18 protein-coding genes are annotated in these 22,453 nt (G+C 69.6%); 13 read left to right on the top strand and 5 right to left on the bottom strand.

The window, feature by feature from the left end; all coding sequences use genetic code 11:
• Positions 1-3 precede the first annotated feature (3 nt).
• The 3 genes from H074_RS22010 to H074_RS22000 are packed head-to-tail and all read left to right on the top strand — an operon-like array spanning position 4 to position 5,162.
• Positions 4-2,067: a YrhB domain-containing protein gene (locus H074_RS22010; protein ID WP_007032268.1), complete on the top strand. Its 2,064-nt coding sequence runs from the start codon at positions 4-6 to the stop codon at positions 2,065-2,067.
• A 4-nt stretch (positions 2,068-2,071) separates the two neighbouring features.
• On the top strand, positions 2,072-3,193 hold the full coding sequence (locus H074_RS22005) for an ADP-ribosylglycohydrolase family protein (RefSeq protein ID WP_007032267.1): 1,122 nt from the start codon (positions 2,072-2,074) through the stop codon (positions 3,191-3,193).
• Between the two features lie 40 nt (positions 3,194-3,233).
• On the top strand, positions 3,234-5,162 hold the full coding sequence (locus tag H074_RS22000; RefSeq protein WP_007032266.1) for a TNT domain-containing protein: 1,929 nt from the start codon (positions 3,234-3,236) through the stop codon (positions 5,160-5,162).
• Between the two features lie 122 nt (positions 5,163-5,284).
• On the opposite strand, the gene H074_RS21995 is transcribed toward H074_RS22000, so the two are convergent.
• From H074_RS21995 to H074_RS21980, 4 genes are all read right to left on the bottom strand, one after another.
• Positions 5,285-6,274 carry an LLM class flavin-dependent oxidoreductase gene (locus H074_RS21995; RefSeq protein WP_007032265.1) on the bottom strand — a complete coding sequence of 330 codons (990 nt, stop codon included), beginning with the start codon at positions 6,272-6,274 and terminating at the stop codon, positions 5,285-5,287.
• 20 nt (positions 6,275-6,294) lie between these two features.
• Entirely contained in the window at positions 6,295-7,146 is an 852-nt protein-coding gene (locus tag H074_RS21990; protein WP_007032264.1) for a class I SAM-dependent methyltransferase, read from the bottom strand.
• Between the two features lie 16 nt (positions 7,147-7,162).
• Positions 7,163-8,470 (bottom strand): ATP-binding protein, encoded by a 1,308-nt coding sequence (locus tag H074_RS21985; RefSeq protein ID WP_007032263.1) that lies wholly within the window; start codon positions 8,468-8,470, stop codon positions 7,163-7,165.
• Between the two features lie 128 nt (positions 8,471-8,598).
• Positions 8,599-10,020 (bottom strand): CCA tRNA nucleotidyltransferase, encoded by a 1,422-nt coding sequence (locus H074_RS21980; protein WP_007032262.1) that lies wholly within the window; start codon positions 10,018-10,020, stop codon positions 8,599-8,601.
• A 148-nt stretch (positions 10,021-10,168) separates the two neighbouring features.
• Here H074_RS21980 and H074_RS21975 point away from each other — a divergent pair, with 148 nt between their 5' ends.
• From H074_RS21975 to H074_RS21930, 10 genes are all read left to right on the top strand, one after another.
• Positions 10,169-10,693 (top strand): NUDIX hydrolase, encoded by a 525-nt coding sequence (locus H074_RS21975; protein ID WP_007032261.1) that lies wholly within the window; start codon positions 10,169-10,171, stop codon positions 10,691-10,693.
• Positions 10,690-12,846 carry a DUF6049 family protein gene (locus H074_RS21970; protein WP_007032260.1) on the top strand — a complete coding sequence of 719 codons (2,157 nt, stop codon included), beginning with the start codon at positions 10,690-10,692 and terminating at the stop codon, positions 12,844-12,846. The genes H074_RS21975 and H074_RS21970 overlap by 4 nt, the downstream gene beginning before the upstream one ends.
• A gap of 99 nt (positions 12,847-12,945) precedes the next feature.
• The gene (locus H074_RS21965) at positions 12,946-13,209 is read left to right on the top strand and encodes a hypothetical protein (protein WP_007032259.1); all 264 of its coding nucleotides are present in this window, start codon (positions 12,946-12,948) and stop codon (positions 13,207-13,209) included.
• Positions 13,152-15,242: a murein biosynthesis integral membrane protein MurJ gene (gene murJ / locus H074_RS21960; protein WP_007032258.1), complete on the top strand. Its 2,091-nt coding sequence runs from the start codon at positions 13,152-13,154 to the stop codon at positions 15,240-15,242. Before H074_RS21965 ends, murJ begins: the two co-directional genes overlap by 58 nt.
• 120 nt (positions 15,243-15,362) lie before the next feature.
• Positions 15,363-16,919: a protein kinase family protein gene (locus H074_RS21955; protein WP_007032257.1), complete on the top strand. Its 1,557-nt coding sequence runs from the start codon at positions 15,363-15,365 to the stop codon at positions 16,917-16,919.
• A 31-nt stretch (positions 16,920-16,950) separates the two neighbouring features.
• Complete coding sequence (gene sigM, locus H074_RS21950; RefSeq protein ID WP_039923122.1) at positions 16,951-17,610, top strand: RNA polymerase sigma factor SigM; 660 nt, start codon at positions 16,951-16,953, stop codon at positions 17,608-17,610.
• On the top strand, positions 17,607-18,401 hold the full coding sequence (locus tag H074_RS21945) for a hypothetical protein (protein ID WP_007032255.1): 795 nt from the start codon (positions 17,607-17,609) through the stop codon (positions 18,399-18,401). The genes sigM and H074_RS21945 overlap by 4 nt, the downstream gene beginning before the upstream one ends.
• Before the next feature lie 216 nt (positions 18,402-18,617).
• Entirely contained in the window at positions 18,618-19,613 is a 996-nt protein-coding gene (gene trxB / locus H074_RS21940) for a thioredoxin-disulfide reductase (protein WP_007032254.1), read from the top strand.
• A 37-nt stretch (positions 19,614-19,650) separates the two neighbouring features.
• Positions 19,651-19,974, top strand: coding sequence for a thioredoxin (gene trxA, locus H074_RS21935; protein WP_007032253.1), 324 nt, complete (start codon positions 19,651-19,653; stop codon positions 19,972-19,974).
• Between the two features lie 251 nt (positions 19,975-20,225).
• A complete protein-coding gene (locus tag H074_RS21930; RefSeq protein ID WP_007032252.1) occupies positions 20,226-21,374 on the top strand; it encodes an N-acetylmuramoyl-L-alanine amidase in 1,149 nt (382 codons plus the stop codon).
• A 317-nt stretch (positions 21,375-21,691) separates the two neighbouring features.
• Here the strand turns inward: H074_RS21930 and H074_RS21925 are convergent, their stop codons facing one another.
• Entirely contained in the window at positions 21,692-22,336 is a 645-nt protein-coding gene (locus tag H074_RS21925) for a GNAT family N-acetyltransferase (protein WP_007032251.1), read from the bottom strand.
• Positions 22,337-22,453 lie beyond the last annotated feature (117 nt).

Here is a 22,453-nt window from a genome sequence, read left to right as displayed (position 1 = left end):
ACGATGAACGAAGAGGAAGCCGTCAGCCGCGTCGAGGAGTGGCTGACGGGCCGAGGCGGGGAGGGGACCGGTGCGCTGCGGGTCCGCCGCGACTACGTCGTGCGCGCGACCGACGGCTGGAACGTCACCTACAACACCGTCGGCTGGCTCGACGGGACCGACCCCGGCGCCGGCCTGTTCCCCAGCCCGGTCGCCTTCGTCCCGGACGACGGCGGCGAGATCCGCCTCGACCTGGAACTGATGGCGGTTTCGGCCACGGGCGGCGACGGTGGTGACGACGCGTTCACCCGGTGGGCGGAGGTCGTCGATCCCGAGTTCGATCCGGCCGCGGTCCCCGGCTTGCCCGTGCCGAAGGCGGCGATCCTGCGCTGGGAGCAGCACACGCTCCACGGCGAGCCCACCGGCGCGGTCCGCGCGAACCCGGATCACCGGCCGGGGCCGCGTTTCTCCGGCCGCCCGGCACCGGAAAGCCCCGTCGAGACGCTTCTCGGCTACCTCCGCGTCGAGTGGATCACCCCGGAGGAGTTCGTCCACTGGATGCTCGACCTCGACGTCCTCGCCCCGGCGAAAGACGGCCACCTGCAGGTCCGCGACTTCGGAGACGCGGGCGTGCGGTTCGTCGTCTACACCTCCGAGGCGCAGGTCCCATCGGAGTACACGGTGTGGCAGCGGATCCAGCCCCGCGTGCTCCTGCGCCGGGCCAAGGACACTCCCGGGGTCGGCCTGCTGGTCAACCCCGGTCGTCCGGAGACCTTCAACGTCTACCCGGAGACGCTGCGTCAGGTCGCGGATCTCGACCTCCCGGCGGGTACCGAGCGCCCCGAGTCCGTCGGGCGTCCCGCTTACTTCGGCGAGGAGTACGGGGAGGCGCTCAAAGCTCTTCAAGAGGAGTACGGCCAGGATCTCGGCTCGGCCACCTCGAACCTGCGGAGCCTCGTCGACCAGGCCCGGGACAACGGCCATCCGCTCAGCACCGGCGAACTCGTCCGCTACACCCGCGGCGCGACGCTGGCGTTCCGGCGCTCCCGGGCGAAGTACGACGGGCGTCCGCTGCCGGAACTGCCCGCAGACCTGTTCGCCAACGGCCTCGTGACGCACTTCTATGACGACGGCGAGCCGCGCCCGAGCGCTTGGACGTTCGGGAAGTTCTACGACCCGACGCTCCCCGTCGGCAGCTTCGCATACCCGCGGCTTCTCGGCGCGTACGTCGGCTTCGCGCTCGGAGACGCGCTCGGCTCGGGCGCGGATCCCGCCGACGGCTTGCCACTCGGCGGGCTGACCCGGCAGTTGCTGTTCCACACCGAATCGGTGATCCGCGGGCTGGACCCGACTCCGGAAAAGCCCGAGATCCCGGCTTCGCTGCCCGCGGGCGGACGGCCGGACGGCTGGGTCGCCAAGGCCACCGCGGCCGCCGGACCGGCCCCCGCGGAGTTCTCGGCCATGCTGGCGACCGCGCTCGCCGCGACGGTGACCGGTGGGGTGCAAGGCCCCGCGGACAGCACCTTCTACGCGATGAAGGTCGTCCGCGAACTGGTCGGCTCCGCCGCCGGTCACGAGGTCGTCCACGGCGCCGAACTGCTGGTGAACGTCTTCCGCGCCCAGCTCGCGGCCCGGGACGGCGAACCGGCGGTCGCGAACTTCCTCGAGGGCTTCGACGAGTACAGCGGTGAGGTCGGCGACCTGGTCAAGACCGTGCTCGACCTCAGGAACGACATCGACGGCGACGACATCGAGCAGTTCGACAGCATCGGGGACGGCAGGACGCCGCTATCGGTGCTCGGCAGAGCCCTGTTCGCCGCCGCCAAGCGGGGGTACGACGCCGAAACCGCGCTCGCACTGGCCGCGCGCGGCGGCACGGTGACCGCGGCGCTGACCGGGGCGATGGTCGGCGCCAGGCTCACCGTTCCCGGTCTGCCGGAGTCGTGGCTCGCCGCGTATGCCGACCTCGGCGTCGTCGACGCCATGGCGGGCGACGCCTATTACTACTTCAACCGCTTCGGCCTGCCCCGCGAGCCCGAAGAGCGGCGGCGCTGGGACGCGAAACGGTATCCACGAGGAGATCAGTAGAGAAATGCGCGAGTGGCTTCAACATCCGGCGACCAGGTCGCGGCTGCGCGGCAGCCTGTTCGCCGGGGCGATCGGCGACGCGCTGGGCGCGAAGACCGAGTTCGACTCGATCGACCGCATCCGGGAGATCGCGGGACCCGCCGGGATCACCGACCTCATCCCCGCGTACGGCGGGATCGGTCGGATCACCGACGACACCCAGATGACGCTGTTCACCCTGGAAGGCCTGATCAGGGCCCATGCCGCCGCGCGCCGGGAGCAAGGGACCTTTGCTACCGCTGCTACCGCTGTCGAGCAGTCGCTCCAGCTGGCCTACCAGCGCTGGCTGCACACCCAGGGCGTCTCATGGGAACGGGCGCGCGGTCCGGAGAACACGAGCACGGAACCGGACGGCTGGCTGATCACGAACCGTGAGCTGTTCAGCCGTCGCGCGCCCGGCCTCACCTGCTTCAGCGAGCTGGAGGCGTACGGCAAGACAGGCGTGCGCGCCGGCATGGACAAGCCGGTGAACAACTCGAAGGGCTGTGGCGGGATTATGCGCGCGGCGCCGGTCGCGCTGTGGTCGGACGACGTCGCCGAGGTGTTCCGGCTCGGCGCCGAGAGCGCGGCGCTGACGCACGGCCACCCGAGCGGTTATCTCTCGTCGGGCGCTTTCGCGGTGATCGTGCGTGAACTGCTGATCGGGAAACCGTTGCTCGACGCCGTCGCGACCGCTCGCGCCGAACTGGAGAAATACCGGGGCCACGAAGAGCAGAGCGTCGCGCTGGACCAGGCGCTCGCGCTGGCCCGCGAAGGGGCGCCGACGCCGGAGAAGCTCGAAACGCTCGGCCAGGGGAACATCGGCGAAACCGCGCTCTCGATGTCGGTCTACGTCGCCCTGACCACCACGGACCCGAACGCCGCGCTGCTCGCGTCGGTGAACCACAGCGGTGACAGCGACTCGACGGGCTCGGTCTGCGGAAACCTCGTCGGCGCGATGTACGGCGAGCAATCCTTGCGGACGGACTGGCTGGAGAAGCTGGAACTGTCCGAGGTCATCGGAGAGCTGGCGGACGACGCGCTCGCGGAGTTCGGCGGGAACGCACCGGGTGACGACCGGTGGTACGCCCGCTATCCGGCCCACTAGATTTACCTGCGGTTTGGGGAATTTGGGGAGGGGACACATCGTGCGTTACCGGGTTCAAGCGGCGGAGCGGCCGGATGGCCTGTACGCCGTCTGGGGGGACACCGTCTTCGCGGCCCAGCGGTCGACCGAAGACGGCACGCTGCTGCTCATCGCGCCGACGGGGGAAGCGGCGCCCGAGGGGTTCGACCGCGAGTGGAACGGCCGTCCGGCCCGCGTCGTGCTGAACGGCGAGGCCGGCGCGACCTTCAGCCTGCGGTCGTACGGCCGGTTCGACGACGAGCACTTCCAGATCGCGCCGAACACCGGCGGCGGCGACCTGACCTTGCGCTGGGCGGGCGAGGACGCGGCCCGCGCCGCTGACCTGGGCCTGACGGACTTCTCGACCACGGCCTCGCCGTCGCGGCTGACGGCGTTGTGGCAGACCAGGCACGACTTCGTCGAGACGCCGGAAGCCCGGCCGGAGATCGGCGCGGGTGACCAGGCCGCGCTGTTGCGTGCCATCGGCCGGACCCTGCTGCGGGTGCTGCCGCCGGGCTGGCAGCGGGTCGGCGCCCAGTTCCGGCAGGTCGGCGACTACTCCGAACTCGAGGTCCGTTCGGTCGGCGACGAGGGCAACGGCCCGGTGTCGGTGTCGATCGCGGCCCCGCCGGAGCTCGGCTCGCTGTTCGCGCGGCTGCGCGCGGCGATGCACCAGCCCGAGACCGGCACCTGGTTCCAGGGCACCTTCACGCTCGACTCGGAATCACATTTCGACTTCGACTTCGACGCCGAGCAGGAACCGACTTGGCGGCTCGCGCCGAATGAGGGCGGGAAGCCGTCGCCGCGCGCGTACGCGACCGAACTCGCGATCTTCCCGCGCGATCCGAAACACGTCCCGGCCTGGCTCTCGGCCAAGGCTGGTCTCCCGCTGGACGTCGTGTTCCGGCACGCGAAGGTCGTCGACGCGCACAACGAGGGCGAACGACCGGTCGTCAACCGCCCGCCGGTGCCGCCGGACCTGATGCGCGGCGTACTGGACTACCTCTTCCGCTCACCGGTGGCGCTGTCCCGGCCGGGTCCGCAGCCCGACATCTTCACCCCGAACGGCCCGCCGGACGTGCCGAACGCCTTCCACACCGACGGCGTCTGGATCTGGCCCGCGGCCGTCCCGCACTACCTGCGCAAGTACGGGGTGCCGCCGGAGCCGGAGCTGATCGAGCACATCCGGGCCGCCGGATTCCGGCCGCCGCTGGTCGGCGAGCTGGTGCGGGCGACCGCCGAGGCGGAGATCGTCGGCAAGCCGCGGCCGCCGCAGACCGCCGCGGACCTGCCGGACGAAAGCGCCCGCACCCGCGTCGAACGGGACGGCGAGCCCGCCCGCGACATCCGGGCCGTCGAGGTGCTGGACGTCCTGTACCACCGGCTGGCCGAGCACGGGGTGGCGCCGACGTCCTACCGGATCGGCGCGAACGCGGTGCCGGAGCCGGGACTCTGGACCCTGCGCCGCACCGAGAGCGGCTGGGAGGTCTCACGTCCGCCGACGGACGAGCCGGTGGCGTTCGCCAAACTCGAAGAGGCGGCGCGGTTCTTCCTCGGCACCCTGCTGCTGTATCCGGCACGGGCCGCGGTGGGCGCGAACGAGGAGGCCGACAACCCGGCCGACTGGCCGATCCTGCCGCTGCGGGGCGAGCCGCCGCTGAACTTCTTCCGCCGCAAGCGGATCGTCGTCCTGCCGTCGGGCACCGCGGTGCAGCGGTTCGGGAACGAGACCGGCAACCTCGTGCACGCCGAATCGGCGCGGTTCATCGAGACGTCGCTGGCCGCGGACCGCGAGCGGGAACGCCGTCTCTACCGTGTCGTGCGGCCGCTGCGGGTGGTCACCGGCATCACCGCGCCGTGGAACGGGACGCCGGGCGGGGCCGTGGCCTACGTGCTGCCGCGGCCGATCGCCCAGCATCTCGAATCCGGCGCGCTGTCCCGCGTCCAGTAGCCCCGGCGCCAAGACCGAACACGCGTGCTTGAAGACCGAATTCGCGTGCTTGGAGCCGGAACGCGCCCAAGCACGCGAGATCCGGCTTCAAGCACGCGAGATCCGGGCCTGAGCACACGTGATCACCCGAAGGCTTTCGCGACCAGTTCGTAGGACCGGGCCCGCGCCGCGGCGTCGTACACCGGTGTCGTCAGCATCAGCTCGTCGGCACCGGTGGCCGCGGCGAGGTCCTTGAGCGACCGCACCACCTTTTCCGGCCCGCCGTGCGCCTGCGCGGCGGTGAACCGGGCGATCAGCTCCTTCGACTCTCGCGTGAACTCGTGCGCGGCGGCCTGCTCCCTGGTCGGGAAGGCGAGGTCGCCGCCCTCGCCGTTGAGCAGGTACGACTTGATCACCGCGCACGGTCCGGCGAAATAGGCCGCTTCGGCGTCGGTGTCCGCGCAGATGGTTTCGACAGCGAGGATCACGTACGGCTCTTCGCGCCACTGAGACGGCTTGAAGTTCTCGCGATAGGCCTGCAGCACCTCGGCCGTGTTCTGTGGGCGGATGTGGTGGGCGACCGCGATCGGCAAGCCGAGCTCGGCGGCGAGACGGGCGCCTGCCGCGCTGGAACACAGCAGCCACGGTTCCGGCGTCGGCACCTCGCCGGGCAGCACCCGGATGCCGGTCTCCCCGGCCAGATGACGCAGCAATTCGGCGACGTCGGCGCGGTAATCGTCGTCCGTCGCCGGGTCCGCGCCCCTGCGCAACGCGCGGATGATCTTCTCGTCGAAGGTGCCGGGACCACGCCCGACGCCGAGGTCGATCCGGCCCGGGTGCAACGCCGAAAGCGTCGCGAACTGCTCGGCGATCGCGAGCGGGGCGTGGTTCGGCGCCATCACCCCACCGGAGCCGATCCTGATCGACGACGTCACCGCCGCCAGATGCGCGGCCAGCACCGGCGGCGAAGACGTCGCGATGGCGGGTGAGCCGTGATGCTCCGCGATCCAGACGCGGTGGTAGCCCAGTTCCTCCAGTTTCCCGGTGACGGCGGCTGTCGACGCGAGTACCTCGGTGGCCGGGCTGCCGTCCTCGACGACGGCGAGTTCGAGCGCGGAAAGCAGGATCCCCATGACCCCCAAAGTAGCCAAATTCAGGACGCGGTGATGAGCACCGCGGGGGACCACCAGTAGTCCGCCAGCGGTTCGATCCGGATTCCGGTGAAGCCCGCTTCCTTCAGCTGCGAAGCCCAATCGGTGGCGGGCTGCTCCCAGTTCGTCCGGTGCGCCCCCGGTTTGACCAGGCCGAGCAGGATCGGCAGCAGGAACCCCTGCGCCACCAGCGACGCGTCCTTGCCGTACTCCGAGATCCCGCGTTCGTAGCGCGTGACCAGGGAAAGCAGGTATTCGGCGGAACCTTCGTCGTACTCGGGGACGTCGAACTCGGCCAGCACCAGACAGGAGGTGCGGGGCCGGAGCGCCCGCAGGACCTCGGTGCGCTCCTCGGTCGGGATCGATTGGAGCGCGAAGGTCGACTGCGTCAGCTGCCACTGCCTGTCGTCGTCGCGGGCGAGGAACTCCTGCGCGGTGGCGTCCCAGGTGTGCAGGCCGTGGGTGCCGTCGAGATGCTTGCGCGTTTCCGCGAGCAGCGCGCTCGACGGCTCGACCAGGTCGATCCGGCCCGGCTGGCGGTCCGCCTGTTCGAGGGCGGGAACGACGGCGAGTCCGTCGCCGCAGCCGAGATCGAGCAGGGAACCGACGCTGCCATAGCGCCGGGCGAGCATGGCGCTGAGCTGCCTGTAGAGCTTGACGTTCCCGCCGCCGCGGATGAACGCCGTGAACGCGGCGGGCTGGTCGTAGACATCTCCGCCGCCACCTTCGGTCAGGTACCGGTGCAGTTCGATGCCGAGCGTGGATCCGGCCCGCGCGGCGAGGTCCGCTGCCTTGGCCCGGTCACCGTCGCGGTACGCGGTGAGCGCTTCGGCCAGGACATCCGTTTTCTTCATGTTCTCCTGTTTACCGTCAGAAAGGCACCCAAAGGGTGACTCTGGTGCCATTGCCCGGAGCCGACTCCACCCTCGCCGTCCCGCCGACCTCGTTCAGCCGGGCGGTGATGGACTCGCTGATCCCGAAACCGGCGGGCCGGGAGTCGAGGCTGAACCCGGCGCCGTGATCGCGGGTGATCACCGCGACGCCGCCTTCCTGCTCCTCGACCCGCACGACGACCTTGTCCGTCCCGGCGTGCTTGAGGGTGTTGCGCAGGGACTCGCGGACGGCGTCGCGGATGGCGATCTGCCGGACCTCCGAAAGCGTGTCGTCGTCGAGTTCGGCGATCACGAGTTGGGCGCGCAGCCCGTCCCGCGCCATTTCCGCCGCCAGCGACGCGAGCTTCTCGCCCAACGGCCGCGAACCGGCCTCCGACCGTTCGGAAGTCTCGTTCTCGATCGTGCGGCGCAGTTCCATCGACTGCGCCCGCGCCAGCCGCTGCACCTCGGCGAGCCGCGCGGCCGGGTCGCCCTTGTTCGCCAGCGCGATCGCTTCGAGGGTCTGCAGCACGGAGTCGTGCATCATCCGGTGCTGGCGGGCTCGTTCGGCGATCCGGCCGTTGCGGATGCCGTATGCGAGGGCGAGCCGGGTGCCGAGCCCGATCAGGACGAGGGCACCGCTCGCGGTGAAGAGGACACCGAGGATCGACGGGAAGGCGGCCATGGCGTCGCCGGGCGCGGCGTGACCGGTGCCGAACAGGGACGCGAGCATCCGCACCGGGAAGCTGACGACGGCGAGCGCCGCGGCGGCGGGCATGCCCAGCGCCAGCGCCAGCAGCGCGACCTCACCGAGCAGGTGCTTGCCGGGCACCGCCATCGCCTCGGTGAAGACCGAAGCCGGCACCAGCGCACCGAGTGCCGGCGAGGCGAGCAGCGTGAACACGAGGTCGATCGCCAGCAGCCGGGCGGCGTACTGCGGGCGGAACGGCGCCGAGCGCAGCATCCACCGGATGCCGTACAGCGAGAGCGCGACCGACCCGAGCGCCACCAGCCCCACCGGGCCGATCCCGATCATGCCGTGTGTGGAGACGTAGACGCCGAACGCGCCGGGCACCGCGAAGAGCCGGTAGACCAACGGGACGAGGGCGACGTAACGGGCGGCTCTGAGCAGGAGGTTGTCGCGATGGGCCGTGTCGATGGGACCGGACATGTGCTGGATCCGCCGGAACGCGCGCATCGGTGTCGGGTCGCCGACCTCGTCCGACAGTTCGCTCGTCGCCGTGGCCAGCGCGGGCGCGCCACGACGCAGCAACGTCACCAGAAAACTGGGCGGCCGCTTCGCCATGGACTTTCCCCCTGCCCGGAGCACCGGCAGGAGTATCTCCGGTTACGCCACGTGGATCCAGAGACCAAGGGGGTTTATCTCAGCTGATGACGCGAAAATCCGTGCCGAACCGGACGTCTTCGCCGTGATCAGCCGCCGATGCCGTTCTCCGCGGCCCACTTCTTCAGTTCGGCCACCGCCTCGTCGTGCTCCAGCGGACCACGGTCGAGCCGCAGTTCCTTCAAGTGCTTCCACGCCTTGCCGACGTCCGGCCCCGGCTTGAGCCCGAGGATCCGCATGATCTCCTCGCCGTTGAGGTCCGGCCGGACCCGGTCGAGGTCCTCCTGCGCCTGGATCGCCGCGATCCGCCGCTCGAGGTCGTCGTACGTCGCCTGCAGCGCCGCCGCCTTCTTCCGGTTGCGCGTGGTGCAGTCGGCGCGCACCAGCTTGTGCAGCCGGGGCAGCAGGTCACCGGCGTCGGTGACGTAGCGCCGCACCGCCGAATCCGTCCACTCGCCCTTGCCGTATCCGTGGAACCGCAGGTGCAGGAACACGAGCTGGCTGACGTCCTGGACGATCTCCTTCGAGAACTTCAGCGCCCGCAAACGTTTGCGGGCCATCTTCGCGCCGACGACTTCGTGGTGGTGGAAGCTCACGCCGCCACCTGGCTGGAACTCGCGCGTCGCGGGCTTGCCGACGTCGTGCAAGAGCGCCGCGAGCCGCAGGATCAGATCCGGCTCGGAGGTCGGTTCGTGCGACTTCTCCAGGTCGATCGCCTGCGCGAGCACGGTCAGCGAGTGCTCGTAGACGTCCTTGTGCTGGTGGTGCTCGTCGATCGCCAGCCGCATCCCCGGCACCTCGGGCAGCACGCGGTCGGCGAGGCGGGTGTCGACCAGCAGCTCGATACCGGGCCGGGGGTCGTCCGCCAGCAGCAGCTTCGACAGCTCGGCCTGCACGCGCTCGGCGGTGATCCGGTCGATCTCCTCGGCCATCGACGTCATCGCGTCGACCACCCGCGGCGCCGCGGTGAACCCGAGCTGCGCGGAGAACCGCGCGGCCCGCAGCATGCGCAGCGGGTCGTCGGCGAAGGACTCCTGCGGGGTCGCGGGCGTGTCGAGCACCCTGTCCTGCAGTGCCTGAAGCCCGTCGTACGGGTCGACGAAGGTCTGGTTCGCCAAGTCGATCGCCATCGCGTTGACCGTGAAGTCGCGGCGGAGCAGGTCGCCCTCGATGCTGTCGCCGAAGGTGACCTCGGGGTTGCGGCCGACACGGTCGTAGCTGTCGGCGCGGAACGTGGTGATCTCCAGCGTCATGCCTTGTTTGGTCACGCCGACGGTGCCGAACGCGATGCCGACGTCCCACACCGCGTCGCCCCAGGCGCTGACGATCTTGAGTACCTGGTCCGGCCGGGCGTCGGTGGTGAAGTCGAGATCGCTCGACAGCCTGCGGAGCATCATGTCGCGGACGCTTCCGCCCACCAGGTACAGGCTGTACCCCGCCTTCGCGAAGAGCTTCGCGAGCTCGTCCGCCAACGGGGAGATGCGCATCAGCTCCGTCACAGCGTTCTGCATCGCAGTGCTCTTCCCCGCAATCGCCTGCCCGGCGACCACCTTGTTCACGACAATCCCACCACGATTTGGATGTACTTACTACGACCCGGCCCAACACGGGCACGGTGAGCCAGCGTACCCGTACCGCCGTTTGCTCTAGCATCGCAGCATGTCTGGATCAGCCGGCCGCTCCGGCGCTTCGAAGCCGGGCCGCCGGCGGAGGCGGAGGCGGGGAAGGCGGCTGACCACGGTCGACGAAACCTCGGCCGGTGGACTCGTCGTCGACGCCGAACGGGCGAACGCCGCGCTGATCGGGCGGCTCGACCGGCACGGCAGACTGCTGTGGTCGCTGCCGAAGGGCCACATCGAGGACGGTGAAACTCATGAGCAGACCGCGGTGCGCGAGGTGCGCGAGGAGACCGGCATCTCCGCGCGGGTCCTGCAACCCCTCGGCACCATCGACTACTGGTTCGTGGCCGAGCGACGGCGGGTGCACAAGACGGTGCACCATTTCATCCTGGAATCCACCGGCGGCGAACTTTCGGACGAGGATGTCGAGGTGACCGAGGTCGCCTGGGTACCGCTCGCCGAACTGGAGACCAGACTCGCCTATTCCGACGAGCGCAAGCTGGTCCGGAAGGCCAAAGAACTCTTCGCGCAGCAACAGCACACCGCCGAGGGAGCACCTGAGTGAAGCGGCTTGCCGCCACTGTCCTGTCGATCCTGTTCCTGGCCCTGCCCGCGTTGCCCGTCGCGGTCGCGCAGGCGCAGGAACAGCCCCGGCTGCGCGTGGACCTCGACCAGCTGAACCCCCGCGTGATCACCTCGACCTCGGCTTCGCTCACCGTCACCGGCCGCGTCACCAACATCGGCGACCGGCGGATCAGCAAATTGGGCGTCCGGCTGCAACTGGGCACGCGGCTGCAGAGCGAGCAGCAGATCGGTGACGTCCTCGCCGGCGACAAGTTCAAGGATCTCGCGGCGACCGAGTTCGTCGATCTCGAACCGGACGAGCTGGCGCCGGGGCAGAGCGCCGCGCTGAACCTGTCCGTCCCGCTCGGCCAGTCCTCGAAGCTGCAGTTCCCGAAGCCCGGCGTGTACCCGCTGCTGGTCAACGTCAACGGCACCCCGGATTTCGGCGGCCCGGAACGGCTGGCGGCGGTCACCCTGCTGATGCCGGTGCTCGGTGTCCCCGGCAAGACGCCCGCGCCGCGTCCGCCGTCGGCGCCGTCGGCGAGCCTGCTGTGGCCGATCACGAACAGCACCGTGCACCTCGTGTCGGCCCCGCTCGGCGGCCCGCTGACCCTGGCGGACGAGCGGCTGGCCGATGAACTGGCGGCGGGTGGGCGGCTCGACTCGCTGGTCGAGGCGGCGCGCGCGGCCGAGGCCGACACGAAGGTCTCGTCGTCGTTGTGCCTGGCCATCGACCCCGACCTGGTCGCGACCGTGGACGGGATGACCCGCGGCTATCAGGTCGCCTCGGGCGCCGGGCCCGTCCCGGGCAAGGGCGTCGAGACCGCGAAGAACTGGCTCGGCAGGTTGAAGGCGCTGGTCGCGGGCCGGTGCGTGGTCACCCTCCCGTTCGCCGACGCCGACCTCACCGCGCTGACGAAGGTCCGTGCCGGCGACGCCACCGACACCGCGCTCCTGGCCAGTGCGCTCGGCGGCGCGGGGACGATCAAGAACCTGCTCGGCATCCAGCCGCAGGACGGCGTGCTCTGGCCCGGCGGCGCCCTCGACTCGCAGACCGTCGAAGCGATCGGCAAGGCGGGCGTCAAGACTGTGCTGACCGATTCGGGCAAGCTTCAGTCCGGCTCGCCGCTTTCGGGCGGGGTCTCGATCGAAGGAACGGACCTGCGCGCACAGCCGATCGACGCGCTGATCTCGTCCGCGCTCAACGGCTCGGGGTCCACCCAGAACGGGCTCGGCGCCATCGCCTTCCGGGCCGGGCTCGGCGGGCAGCCCGAGGGGCCGGAGCGCTCGCGGCTCCTGATCGCGCCGCCGCGGCACTGGGCCGCGACCGGCACGGAACTCACCACGTTCCTGGAGCGGATGGGCGACTTCTACGCCGCCGGTCTGATCAAGTCGGCGCCGTTGCCCGATCTGCTCGGCGAGAGCCCGTCCGGGACGGCGTCGGTCAACTACGACCCGCAGGACCTGACGGCCGCGACCAGCGGCGATGTCACCGCGAAGATGTCCCAGATCGACGACGAGACGCTGGGCCTGTCATCGGCGATGACGATGGATGCCACCAAACGGGTGAATCCGGCCGATGTGATCACCCCGGTCCGGCTCGCCCTCATCAGGGCCGCGTCGACCTCGTGGCGTGGCGCGGACGCCGCGATCGTCACCGGCAACGCCCGCGGTGACCTCGAGGCGATCCGCAGCCAGGTCACCGTGGAGCGGCCGAAGCAGACGATCGCGCTCGCGTCCGGCGCGGCGCCGCTGCCGGTGTTCATCACCAACAACCTGCCGGTCGGCGTCGCCGTCCAGGTCGCCCTGAAGAACAACGTGGGCCTGCGGCCGACCGACGACACCCAGTTGCAGGCGCAGATGGTCCCGGCCAACAGCGCCCGCAACCGGCTGCTCCCGGTCGAGGCGCTGCGGGCGGGCCGGTTCAGCGTCGACGTGTCACTGACCACGCCCGACGGGACCCCGCTCGGTTCCGCCGCGCGGTTCGAGCTGACCTCCACGGAATACGGCGCGATCACCATCATCATCACCATCACGGCGGCGGGTGCGCTGCTGCTCCTGTCGTCCCGCCGGATCTACCGGAGGATCAAGGACTCGCGCGCCGATCGAGCGAACGAAACCGCCCCACGTGTGACCGAGGACGCACAGGTTTAAGTGTTTCCGGCCGTTCCCGATTACCCTGGGTCGAACGATGCCGCCGGGCATCACGTAGTCGAGCACCGAGGATTGGGCGCACGTTGGAAAGAGAGCCGGGTGTACCGCCCGAGCGTGCAGGCCGTCCCCGGCGCGAAGGCCCTCCACCGCCCCGTCGCACCGATGGCCCGGCACGCCGTCCGGAACGTTCAGGACGCCCCGAGCGCGCCGAACGTCCGGAACGTCGTCAGCCGCCTCCGCAGCCGGTCCCGCCCGAACGCGGTGAGCGCCCGCGGCGGGCCGCACCGCCGCCTCCTCAGCAGCCGGTGGACGGTCGCCGCCAGCGGGTCGCGGGCCGTCCCGACGACGAGACACGGCGGCTGAGGCCGCCCCAGAACCCACCGCCGAACCAGGCACCGCCGCGGAAGGTGCCCCCCGGGCAGGGAACGCCGCCTCCGCCGACCCGGCGTCAGCCGGTCCCGCCGCCGCAGGGCCAGCCGCTGCCGCAGCCGTCCCAGAATCCGGCGCAACGCCGTCCGCCGGCACCGCAGGCGCTCAACCAGACACCGCCCCCGCCGCATCGCGGGCGCCGCCAGCCGCCACCGGTCCGCCCGTGGCAGGTCGAGCGGCGCGACGAAGCCGACGCGACGCGGTTCATCCCGCGCACCCCCGGCGTCCCGATGGGCTCGCGCTGGCCGGTCGCCGACCCCGACGTCCTCCGTCCGTACGACCAGCTCGCCACGCAGGTCATGCCGGCGATCAAGGACGCGCCGCTGGTCACACCGCGGCCGGGGGACACAGGCGAACAGGACGTCGCCGCCCCGGCGAAGGCGCCGTCGCTCGCGAAGTCCAGCGGCCGGATGGCGATCGCCTCGCTGATCAGCCGCATCACCGGCTTCGCGTGGAAGCTGCTGCTGGTCGCGGCCATCGGCGCCCAGGTGGAGAACGACTCGTTCAACGTCGCCAACACCATGCCGAACATCATCTTCGAGCTGCTGATGGGCGGTGTGCTGTCCAGTCTCGTGGTCCCGCTGCTCGTGCGGTCACAGGACGACAAGGACGGCGGCGAGGCCTACACCCAGCGGCTGGTCACGGTGGCGGGCACGCTGCTCGTCGTCGGGACGACGATCGCGGTCTTCGCGGCGCCGCTGATCACCAAGCTCTATGTCGACGACAAGGGGCAGGCGAATCCCGAGCTGGTCACCGCGTTCGCGTACCTGCTGCTGCCACAGATCTTCTTCTACGGTGTGTTCGCGCTGCTCTCGGCGGTGCTGAACGCGAAGAACATCTTCGGCCCGACTGCGTGGGCGCCGGTGATCAACAACCTCGTCGTCATCTTCACGATCCTCGTGGTGTGGATCATGCCCGGGAACATCTCCACCGATCCGGTGTCGATCACCGACCCGAAGGTGCTGACCCTGGGCATCGGCGTGACCTCGGGCATCGTGGCGCAGTCGGTGCTGCTGATCCCGCCGCTGCTGCGGTCCGGGTTCAAGTTCAAATGGCGCTGGGGCATCGACAAGCGCATGAAGGAGTTCGGCGGGCTGGCGCTGTGGACCGTCGGCTACGTCGCGGTCAGCCAGGTCGGCTACACGATCACGACCCGCGTGCTGACCAGCGGTTCGCAGGGTGGTGTGACCGCGTACAGCAACGCGTGGCTGCTCTTCCAGCTTCCGTACGGCGTCATCGGGGTGTCACTGCTGACCGCGATCATGCCGAGGATGAGCCGGGCGGCCGCGGACGGCGACCACAAGAAGCTGATCGGCGACCTGTCCTACGCCTCCCGGATCTCGACGGTGATGCTCGTGCCGATCTCCGCGGTGATGACCGTGGTGGGCGGTTCGGTCGGTATCGCCCTGTTCACCCTGGGCAAGGGCCGGGTCGAGGACGCGTCGCGTATGGGCGAGGCGCTGGCCATCTCCGCGTTCGCGCTGCTGCCGTACGCCCTGGTCATGCTGCAGATGCGGGTGTTCTACGCGATGAAGGACGCGCGGACACCGGTGCTGATCATGATCGTGATGACCGTGGTCAAGGTACCGCTGCTGTACCTGTGCCCCGCGCTGCTGTCGCCGGACAACATCGTGCTCGGCGTGATGATGGTCAACGGCCTCACGTTCGTCGTCGGCGCGATCCTCGGTCAGGTCTGGCTGTGGGTGACCCTCGGAAACCTCCGGAGCAAGCGGGTTCTCGGAGTGATCCTCTTCACGGTCGTCGCGAGTGTGCTCGGGGTCGGCGCGGCGTGGCTCGCCGGGCAGATCGTCCCTGACTCGTTCGGGCCTACTTTCCATGCCTGGGTGAAACTTCTCCTGCAGACGGTGGTCGGGATCGTGGTGTCGTTCGGCGTGCTCATCGCCCTGAAGGTCGAAGAATTGAAGCCCGCCACGGCGAGGATCACCCGGTTGATCAAGCGCGGATAACGATTCACGTACGGATGGCGCGCGTTCACGGGTCGTATTCTGGGTACCCTCCAGGTGGGAGCTACGCGGGAGAGTGCGGTGGATACGAGACGGAGCGAACAGGCAGGGGAGGCGAGCCAGGTGGGCGTTCGTGCCCAAGGCGGGTCGCTGGCCCCGGGACGGGTCGTCGGTGACGGCCGGTATCGCCTGCTCGCACAGTTCGGGGTGGACGAGCGGGCCGCCGCGCATCTTTGGCGTGCCCGCGACGGGCAGCTGAAGCGGGACGTGGCGCTGACGCTGCTGGTCGGCGACCCGGCGGACGCGGAAGCCGCGCGGCTCGCGCGCCGGACGCTGGAGCGGGCCGCGCACGCCTCGAAGTTCGGCCACGGCGGGGTAGCGCGCGTCCTCGACGTACTGAGTCTCGGCAGTGGTGTCACCTCGAGCGAAGGCCTGCTCGGTGTCGTCGTCGCGGAATGGACCAAGGGCAGCGACCTGGTCGACCTGGTGGCGCAACGTCCGGTGGCGCCCGCCGCGGCAGCCCGGATGGTGCAGGCGCTGGCGGAGGCCGTCGACCATGCCCACCAGAACGGTCTCGTTCTCGGCCTCGACCATCCGCAGCGTCTGCGGCTCACTCCGGACGGTGCGCTGAAGCTCGCCTTCCCGGGCCCGTTGCCCGAAGCGACCCTTCGCGACGACGTCAAAGCACTCGGCGCTGTGCTGTATCTGCTGCTGACCGGCCGCTGGGCCCTTCCCGGCGGTCCGGCCGCGATCCCGGCGGCGCCGCACGCGCCGACCGGCCGCGTCATCCCGCCCCGTTCGCTGGTCCCGACGGTCCCGGTCGAACTGTCCTCGCTCGCCGTCCGCACCATCGAGGACGGCGGCCACGGCGGCATCCGCACCAGCGCGGCCATCCTGCGCGTGCTGGACCAGGTCGCCGAAGCCGAGGAACGCACGCAGCTGATCAAGGCCGTCGGTGAAGAAGAGGCCGTGGCCGAATCGGACGGTACGGTCTGGACGACGAAGAAACCGGTCAAGGACGTCGCGCGGCGCAGGAAGCTGGCGCTCGGCGTGACCGTGCTGGTCGTCGCGACCGTGGTCATCCTCGCCTGGGGCGGGATGATGCTGATCAACCTGTTCCAGGGTGAGTCGAAGTCCAGCGGCCCGAAGTTGAACGTCGCCGCGTCGTCCTCGCAGATCGCTACTCCGCCGGGCGAGCAGCCACCGCCCGTTCAGAAGCCGCCTTCTCCCGCTGTGGGTGCCGCAGTGAAGCCGTCGGCCGTCGCCGTCTACAACCCGGGCGGTAAGGGTGACAGCCCCGGCAAGGCCAGGAACACGACCGACGGCGACGCGGACACCTCATGGAGGACCGACCAGTACGACAAGCAGTTCCCCGTGCTCAAGGACGGCGTCGGGCTGGTCGTGACCTTCAAGGACCCGGTCAACCTCAGCCAGCTCAAGATCGACGCGGCCAGTCCGGGCTCGAAGGTCGAGATCCGCTCCGCCGACAAGAAGAACCCGAAGCTCGACGAGACGAAGGTCGTCGGGAGCGGGGATCTCGCGGCGGGCGAGTCGACCATCGCCTTGCAGCAGCCTCAGCAGAGTCAGTACTTCATCATCTGGATCACTCAGCTGGGTGAAGATGACGAAGGAAAGTTCGTCACCGAACTCAAAGAGCTGACCTTCCTGCCTGCGGGGTGACGCCGGACACCGGGTCAGTAGGCTCTCCCGGGTGACAGCTGCAGCTCCAACGGACGCGGATCTCATAGCGGCGCATGCCGCCGGTGACCCGCACGCGTTCAGTGAACTGGTCCAGCGACATCGAGACCGCATGTGGGCGGTAGCCCTGCGCACCTTGCGGGATCCGGAAGAAGCCGCGGACGCCCTGCAGGACGCCTTCATCTCCGCGTTCCGAGCAGCGGGCAATTTCAGAGCCGAATCGCAGGTGACGACGTGGTTGCACCGCATCGTCGTCAACGCCTGCCTCGACCGTATCCGGCGAGGCAAGGCCAGACCGACCGTTCCGCTGCCCGAGACCGGGCAGTTCAACGAGCCCGCCTCGCCGCGCGACTCGATGTCCGAGCGCGAGACGAGTCTGCTGGTCAAGGAAGCCCTCGACCAGCTCCCCGAAGAGCAACGTGCCCCGATCGTGTTGGTCGACGTCGAGGGATACTCCGTCGCCGAGACGGCGAAGATGCTCGGCATCGCCGAGGGCACGGTCAAGAGCCGGTGTGCCCGAGGTCGCGGAAAGCTCGCGAAGGTTCTCGGACATCTACGGAACCCCGATGCGATTGCGAACGTCCCAACTCACGAAAGCAAACGAGAGCGCGCTACCCCGCAACGGGGTGCCAGGCGTCCTCAGGGCACGCCGGGTGACGGGGAGGGACGATGACAGACGAGAGCAGGGGGATCGGTGGGACCGTCGGTCCGCCGTGGTCTGTCGATGTGCTCGCCGACCTGCACGCAGGTGTGCTGGACGAGCGAGAGGCGGCCGAACTGTGGCCGCTGGTGAACGCCGACCCCGAAGCACTGGCGATCATCGAAGCACTCGAGGCGACCACGGCCGACCTCGCGGAACTCGCGAACGAGCCGGTCGCTCCGATGCCGGCGGAATACGCGGCACGGATCGACGCCGCGCTGGCCGCCGAAATGCGGACACGTCAGGCGTCGCCTGCCTTTCAGGGCGCACCTGAGCAGCCGCAGGAGCAGGTCGCCCCGGTGGTGGACCTCGCGGCCGCACGACGGCGGCGGAACAAGCGGATCGGCTGGGGCGCCGGGATAGCGACCGTGGCAGCGGCGGCCATCGCCGCCGTGGCGATCGTCGTGCCCACTTCGCGGCAACCGGACTCGGGCGGTATCGCCCAGCCCGCACCTTCGGCTTCCGGTCCTTCGATCGGCGGAGACGGCGGTGGGGCCGACGCCCTCGTCGGCAAGGCGATCGGAGTCCGCGACTTCGGCTCACTGAAGACCGAAGAACGGCTCGACGCCTGTGTCGCCGCGGCCGGAATGGACGCCGACGTGCGGCCGGAGGGCATTCGGCCGGTGAACGTCGCGGGCAAGGACGGCGTGATGGTGATCTACACCACAGGCAAACTGGCCCAGTTCCGTATCGTCGCCTTCGGCGCCGACTGCGGCCCGGGCAACCCGGCGGTCCTCTTCGACAAGATCATCGGACAGAAGTAGCCGCTCCGGAACCTCATCGGTCCCTCGCTCCCCACCAGCCCCATTTCGGGGGGAGCGAGGGACCTTTGCTACCGCGCTAGCTTTTCTAGCGGCGCTAGAGGTCGGATCTCCGCTGTGACGCAAGGCGGGAGAAAGTAGCGCCGGTCACCACGGGAACACCGGCCCCTACGATCGTGTTGAGCCTGGTGAACAGGTCACTACGAGCGGAGGTCACGGGTGGCTGCCGAGGAGATCAGGAACCTGATCATTGTGGGATCGGGTCCTGCGGGATACACCGCCGCTGTCTACGCGGCACGAGCGCAGCTCGAACCGCTGGTGTTCGAGGGCACTCAGTTCGGCGGTGCGCTGATGACGACGACGGAGGTCGAGAACTTCCCCGGCTTCCGCGAAGGCATCCAGGGCCCCGACCTCATGGAAGAGATGCGCGAGCAGGCCAAGCGTTTCGGCGCCGACCTTCGCCAGGAGGACGTCGAGTCCGTCGAGCTGACCGGTGACGTCAAGTACGTCGTCGCGAACGGCAAGCGCTACGCGGCCCGTGCGGTCGTGCTCTCGATGGGCGCCGCGGCCCGCTACCTGAACGTGCCCGGCGAGCAGGAACTGCTCGGCCGCGGTGTTTCGGCCTGTGCCACCTGCGACGGCTTCTTCTTCCGCGACCACGACATCGTGGTCGCGGGCGGCGGCGACTCCGCGATGGAGGAGGCGACCTTCCTGACGAAGTTCGCCAAGTCGGTCACGATCGTCCACCGCCGCGAGGAGTTCCGCGCCTCCAAGATCATGCTGGAGCGCGCCCGCGAGAACGAGAAGATCAAGTGGGCGCTCAACAAGCAGATCACCGGAGTCGAGGGTGAGGGCAAGGTCGAGGGCCTGAAGCTCAAGGACACGGTGACCGGCGAGGAGTCCAAGCTGGACGTGACCGGGTTCTTCGTCGCGATCGGTCACGACCCGCGCAGCGAACTGGTGCGCGGCCAGGTGGACCTCGACGAGGACGGCTACGTGCTCACCAAGGGCCGGACCTCGTACACGAACCTCCCCGGTGTTTTCGCCGCGGGTGACCTCGTCGACCGCACGTACCGGCAGGCGATCACCGCCGCGGGCTCGGGCTGCGCCGCGGCGATCGACGCGGAACGATGGCTGGCGGAGCACGCCGGTGTCGAGACCGCCCAGGAGACTCCTGAGCTGGTCGGCGGCGGCTACGGCGCCACCACCAACTGACTTTCCCAGCCCCGTTCACCACCCAGAAGGAGACACCATGGCCAACACCGTGACGGTGACCGACAAGACGTTCGTCGACGACGTGCTGACGAGCGAGAAGCCCGTGCTGGTCGACTTCTGGGCGACCTGGTGCGGTCCGTGCAAGATGGTCGCCCCGGTGCTCGAGGAGATCGCGGCGGAGAACGGCGAGAAGCTGACCATCGCGAAGCTCGACATCGACGCCAACCCGAACACTGCGCGTGACTACCAGGTGATGTCGATCCCGACGCTGATCCTGTTCCAGGGCGGCAAGCCGGTGAAGCAGATCGTCGGCGCCAAGCCGAAGGCCGCGCTGCTGTCGGACCTCGCCGACGTCCTCTGATCTCGCGTTTCACCTGCCGAAACCCGGGGCCTGCCCAGGCTCCGGGTTTCGTCGTCCCGCGGAACGGGTAGTTCTCACCGTTACGGGGACGCCTGGACGAGTTCCACGATCGGTGACTCGGCGCACCGACCGGGCCTCCGCGCTCACCGAGAGTTCACAGGGCACAATAGAGCACCGGGGTTCGCCCCGCAGGGTTTTCATAGTCGTGCATCGAGCTCGATCGGTGCCCCAAAGGGAAGAGCGAGGAGTGCATGCGGGTACTCCGCCGCGGTGACGCCGGACCGGACGTCGCCGAGATCAGGTCCACGCTGGCGGCGATGGAGCTGCTCCCGCCGGTGACCGAATCCGGGGAGTACGAGGTCTTCGACACGGCGATGGAGCATGCCGTGCGAGCGTTCCAGCAGCGCCGTGGGCTCATCACCGACGGTCTGGTGGGTCCGGCGACCTACCAGGCGCTTCGTGGCGCCGGCTTCCACCTCGGCAGCCGCCCGCTGACCTACATGTTCTCCGCCCCCATGCAGGGGGACGACGTCTTCGCGCTCCAGGAGCGGCTGACCGAGCTCGGTTTCGACGCCGGCCGCCCGGACGGGCACTTCGGCCCCCAGACCGAACGCGCGCTCAAGACCTTCCAGCGCGACATGCGCCTGGTCGCCGACGGCATGTGCGGTCCGGCCACCATCCGCGAGCTGCACCGGCTCTCGTCGCCGCGCGCCCGCGGCGGCCGCCCCGTTTTCTTGCGCGAGCAGGAGCAGGTACGGCAGGCGGGCCCCCGGCTGCGCGGCAAGCGCATCGTGATCGACCCGGGCCACGGCGGCGAGGACCTCGGGGTCGTCGCGGGTGGTCTGCGTGAGGCGGATATCGCTTGGGACCTGGCGCGGCGGCTCGAAGGCCGGATGCAGGCCACGGGCATGGAGGCCCTGATCTCGCGCGGCCCGAACCAGAGCCCGAGCGAGGGCGACCGGGCGAAGTTCGCGAACGAGGCGGGCGCCGACCTGTTCCTTTCGCTGCACAACGACAAGAACCCCTCGCCCAAGGCGCAGGGGGTCGCGAGCTTCCACTTCGGCACCGGCAACGGCACCACGTCGACCGTCGGTGAGCTGCTGGCAGGCTTCATCCAGCGCGAACTGGCCGCCCGCACCGGCATGCTCGACTGCCGCACGCACTACAAGACCTGGGAGATCTTCACCCGCACCCGCTGCCCGGCCGTGCGGATCGAGATCGGCTACCTGACCAACCCGGAAGACAGCCGCAAACTGGCGGACCCGGCTTTCCGCGACGTCGTCGCCGAAGGCATCCTGGTCGCCGTCAAGCGCCTGTACCTCCTCGGCGAAGGGGACCAGCCGACAGGCACGTTCACCTTCGCGGACGTCCTGGCCCACGAACTCGCCAAAGCGGAGTAGCCAGTCCTCCACACCCGCACGCGGGCGCACAGCCCCCTGCCGACGCCCTCGGCACAACCGGTTGTGTGCCCCCTCGCCCGACCACGCCACCCCTAGACCCACCGGCGCGCAGCCCCCGCCCTTCCCGGGGGGCGTCCCCAGATCCAGCCTACCCATCCACAGATTTTCCACCGCTCCTATCAGCGATCTGTGGATAACTCGGCGGGTTACCCACAGCTGTCCCCAAGGCGGCGGATGGCTGCTGTCCGCGTCCGAAAACTCTGCTAAAGCACCTCAGTCGGGTGCGAAGAAAGGCGACCTTCCAGAAGGTCCGACGTTCAGGCGCGGCCCAGGCTCGGCTCGGCCGTCGTGATGGAGACCTGGCCGAGCAGCCGTTCGAGGGCCGCCTCCACGTCTTCCTTCCACGAAATCGCCGACCGCAGTTCCAGTCGCAGCCGCGGCCACCGCGGATGCGGCCGCACTGTCTTGAACCCGACGCTCTGCAGGAACGCCGCGGGCAGCACACAGCTGTGCCCGCCGTCCGGATCGGTCTCGTCGGGCTTGGCGTCCCCGAAGGCTTCGATCGCGCGGACCCCGCGTTTGGTCAGATCCTTCGCGACCGCCTGCACCAGCATCCGGCCGAGCCCGCCACCCTGGAATTCGGGAAGGACCTGGAAGGCGGTGAGCAGAACCGCGTCCGGGCCGGGCGGTGAAGTCGGGAAGGCCAGCGAACGGGGCACGGCGTTCGGCGGCGCGTAGAGCACGAAGCCGACAGGCAGGGTGTCGCTGTAGACGATCCGGCCACAGGAACCCCACTCCAGCAGCACACTGGAGACCCAGGCTTCCTTTTCGACCTCTGTCGCGCCGTATTCCTCGGCCTGCGCCTTCATATGCGGCGCCAGCTCCCAGTACACGCAGCGGCGGCAGCTCTTGGGCAGGTGCTCGAGGTTGTCCAGGGTTACGCCCACGACGCGACGCGACACAGACAAACCTCCCTGAATGACCGACGCAGCCCTGTCCCGAGCAGGGCTCACTGAAGGGTCCTGACCGAGGATAGGCCGATGTGATGAACACCGGAAGGCCAGGGCCCCTCAAGGGAG

Origin of the sequence: Amycolatopsis decaplanina DSM 44594 (assembly GCF_000342005.1) — a bacterium.
GTDB classification, from domain to species: domain Bacteria; phylum Actinomycetota; class Actinomycetes; order Mycobacteriales; family Pseudonocardiaceae; genus Amycolatopsis; species Amycolatopsis decaplanina.
Note: the sequence above shows the minus strand (reverse complement) of the source record. Positions and strands in the feature narration are given on the sequence as shown.

Bases quoted from the DNA above. Each gene is read 5' to 3' on its own strand.
- H074_RS22005 (WP_007032267.1), top strand. From the start codon at position 2,072: ATGCGCGAGTGGCTTCAACATCCGGCGACCAGGTCGCGGCTGCGCGGC.
- H074_RS21995 (WP_007032265.1), bottom strand. From the start codon at position 6,274: ATGGGGATCCTGCTTTCCGCGCTCGAACTCGCCGTCGTCGAGGACGGC.
- H074_RS22010 (WP_007032268.1), top strand. From the start codon at position 4: ATGAACGAAGAGGAAGCCGTCAGCCGCGTCGAGGAGTGGCTGACGGGC.
- H074_RS21975 (WP_007032261.1), top strand. From the start codon at position 10,169: ATGTCTGGATCAGCCGGCCGCTCCGGCGCTTCGAAGCCGGGCCGCCGG.
- H074_RS21980 (WP_007032262.1), bottom strand. From the start codon at position 10,020: ATGCAGAACGCTGTGACGGAGCTGATGCGCATCTCCCCGTTGGCGGAC.
- H074_RS21945 (WP_007032255.1), top strand. From the start codon at position 17,607: ATGACAGACGAGAGCAGGGGGATCGGTGGGACCGTCGGTCCGCCGTGG.
- H074_RS21990 (WP_007032264.1), bottom strand. From the start codon at position 7,146: ATGAAGAAAACGGATGTCCTGGCCGAAGCGCTCACCGCGTACCGCGAC.
- H074_RS21930 (WP_007032252.1), top strand. From the start codon at position 20,226: ATGCGGGTACTCCGCCGCGGTGACGCCGGACCGGACGTCGCCGAGATC.
- trxA (WP_007032253.1), top strand. From the start codon at position 19,651: ATGGCCAACACCGTGACGGTGACCGACAAGACGTTCGTCGACGACGTG.
- H074_RS21985 (WP_007032263.1), bottom strand. From the start codon at position 8,470: ATGGCGAAGCGGCCGCCCAGTTTTCTGGTGACGTTGCTGCGTCGTGGC.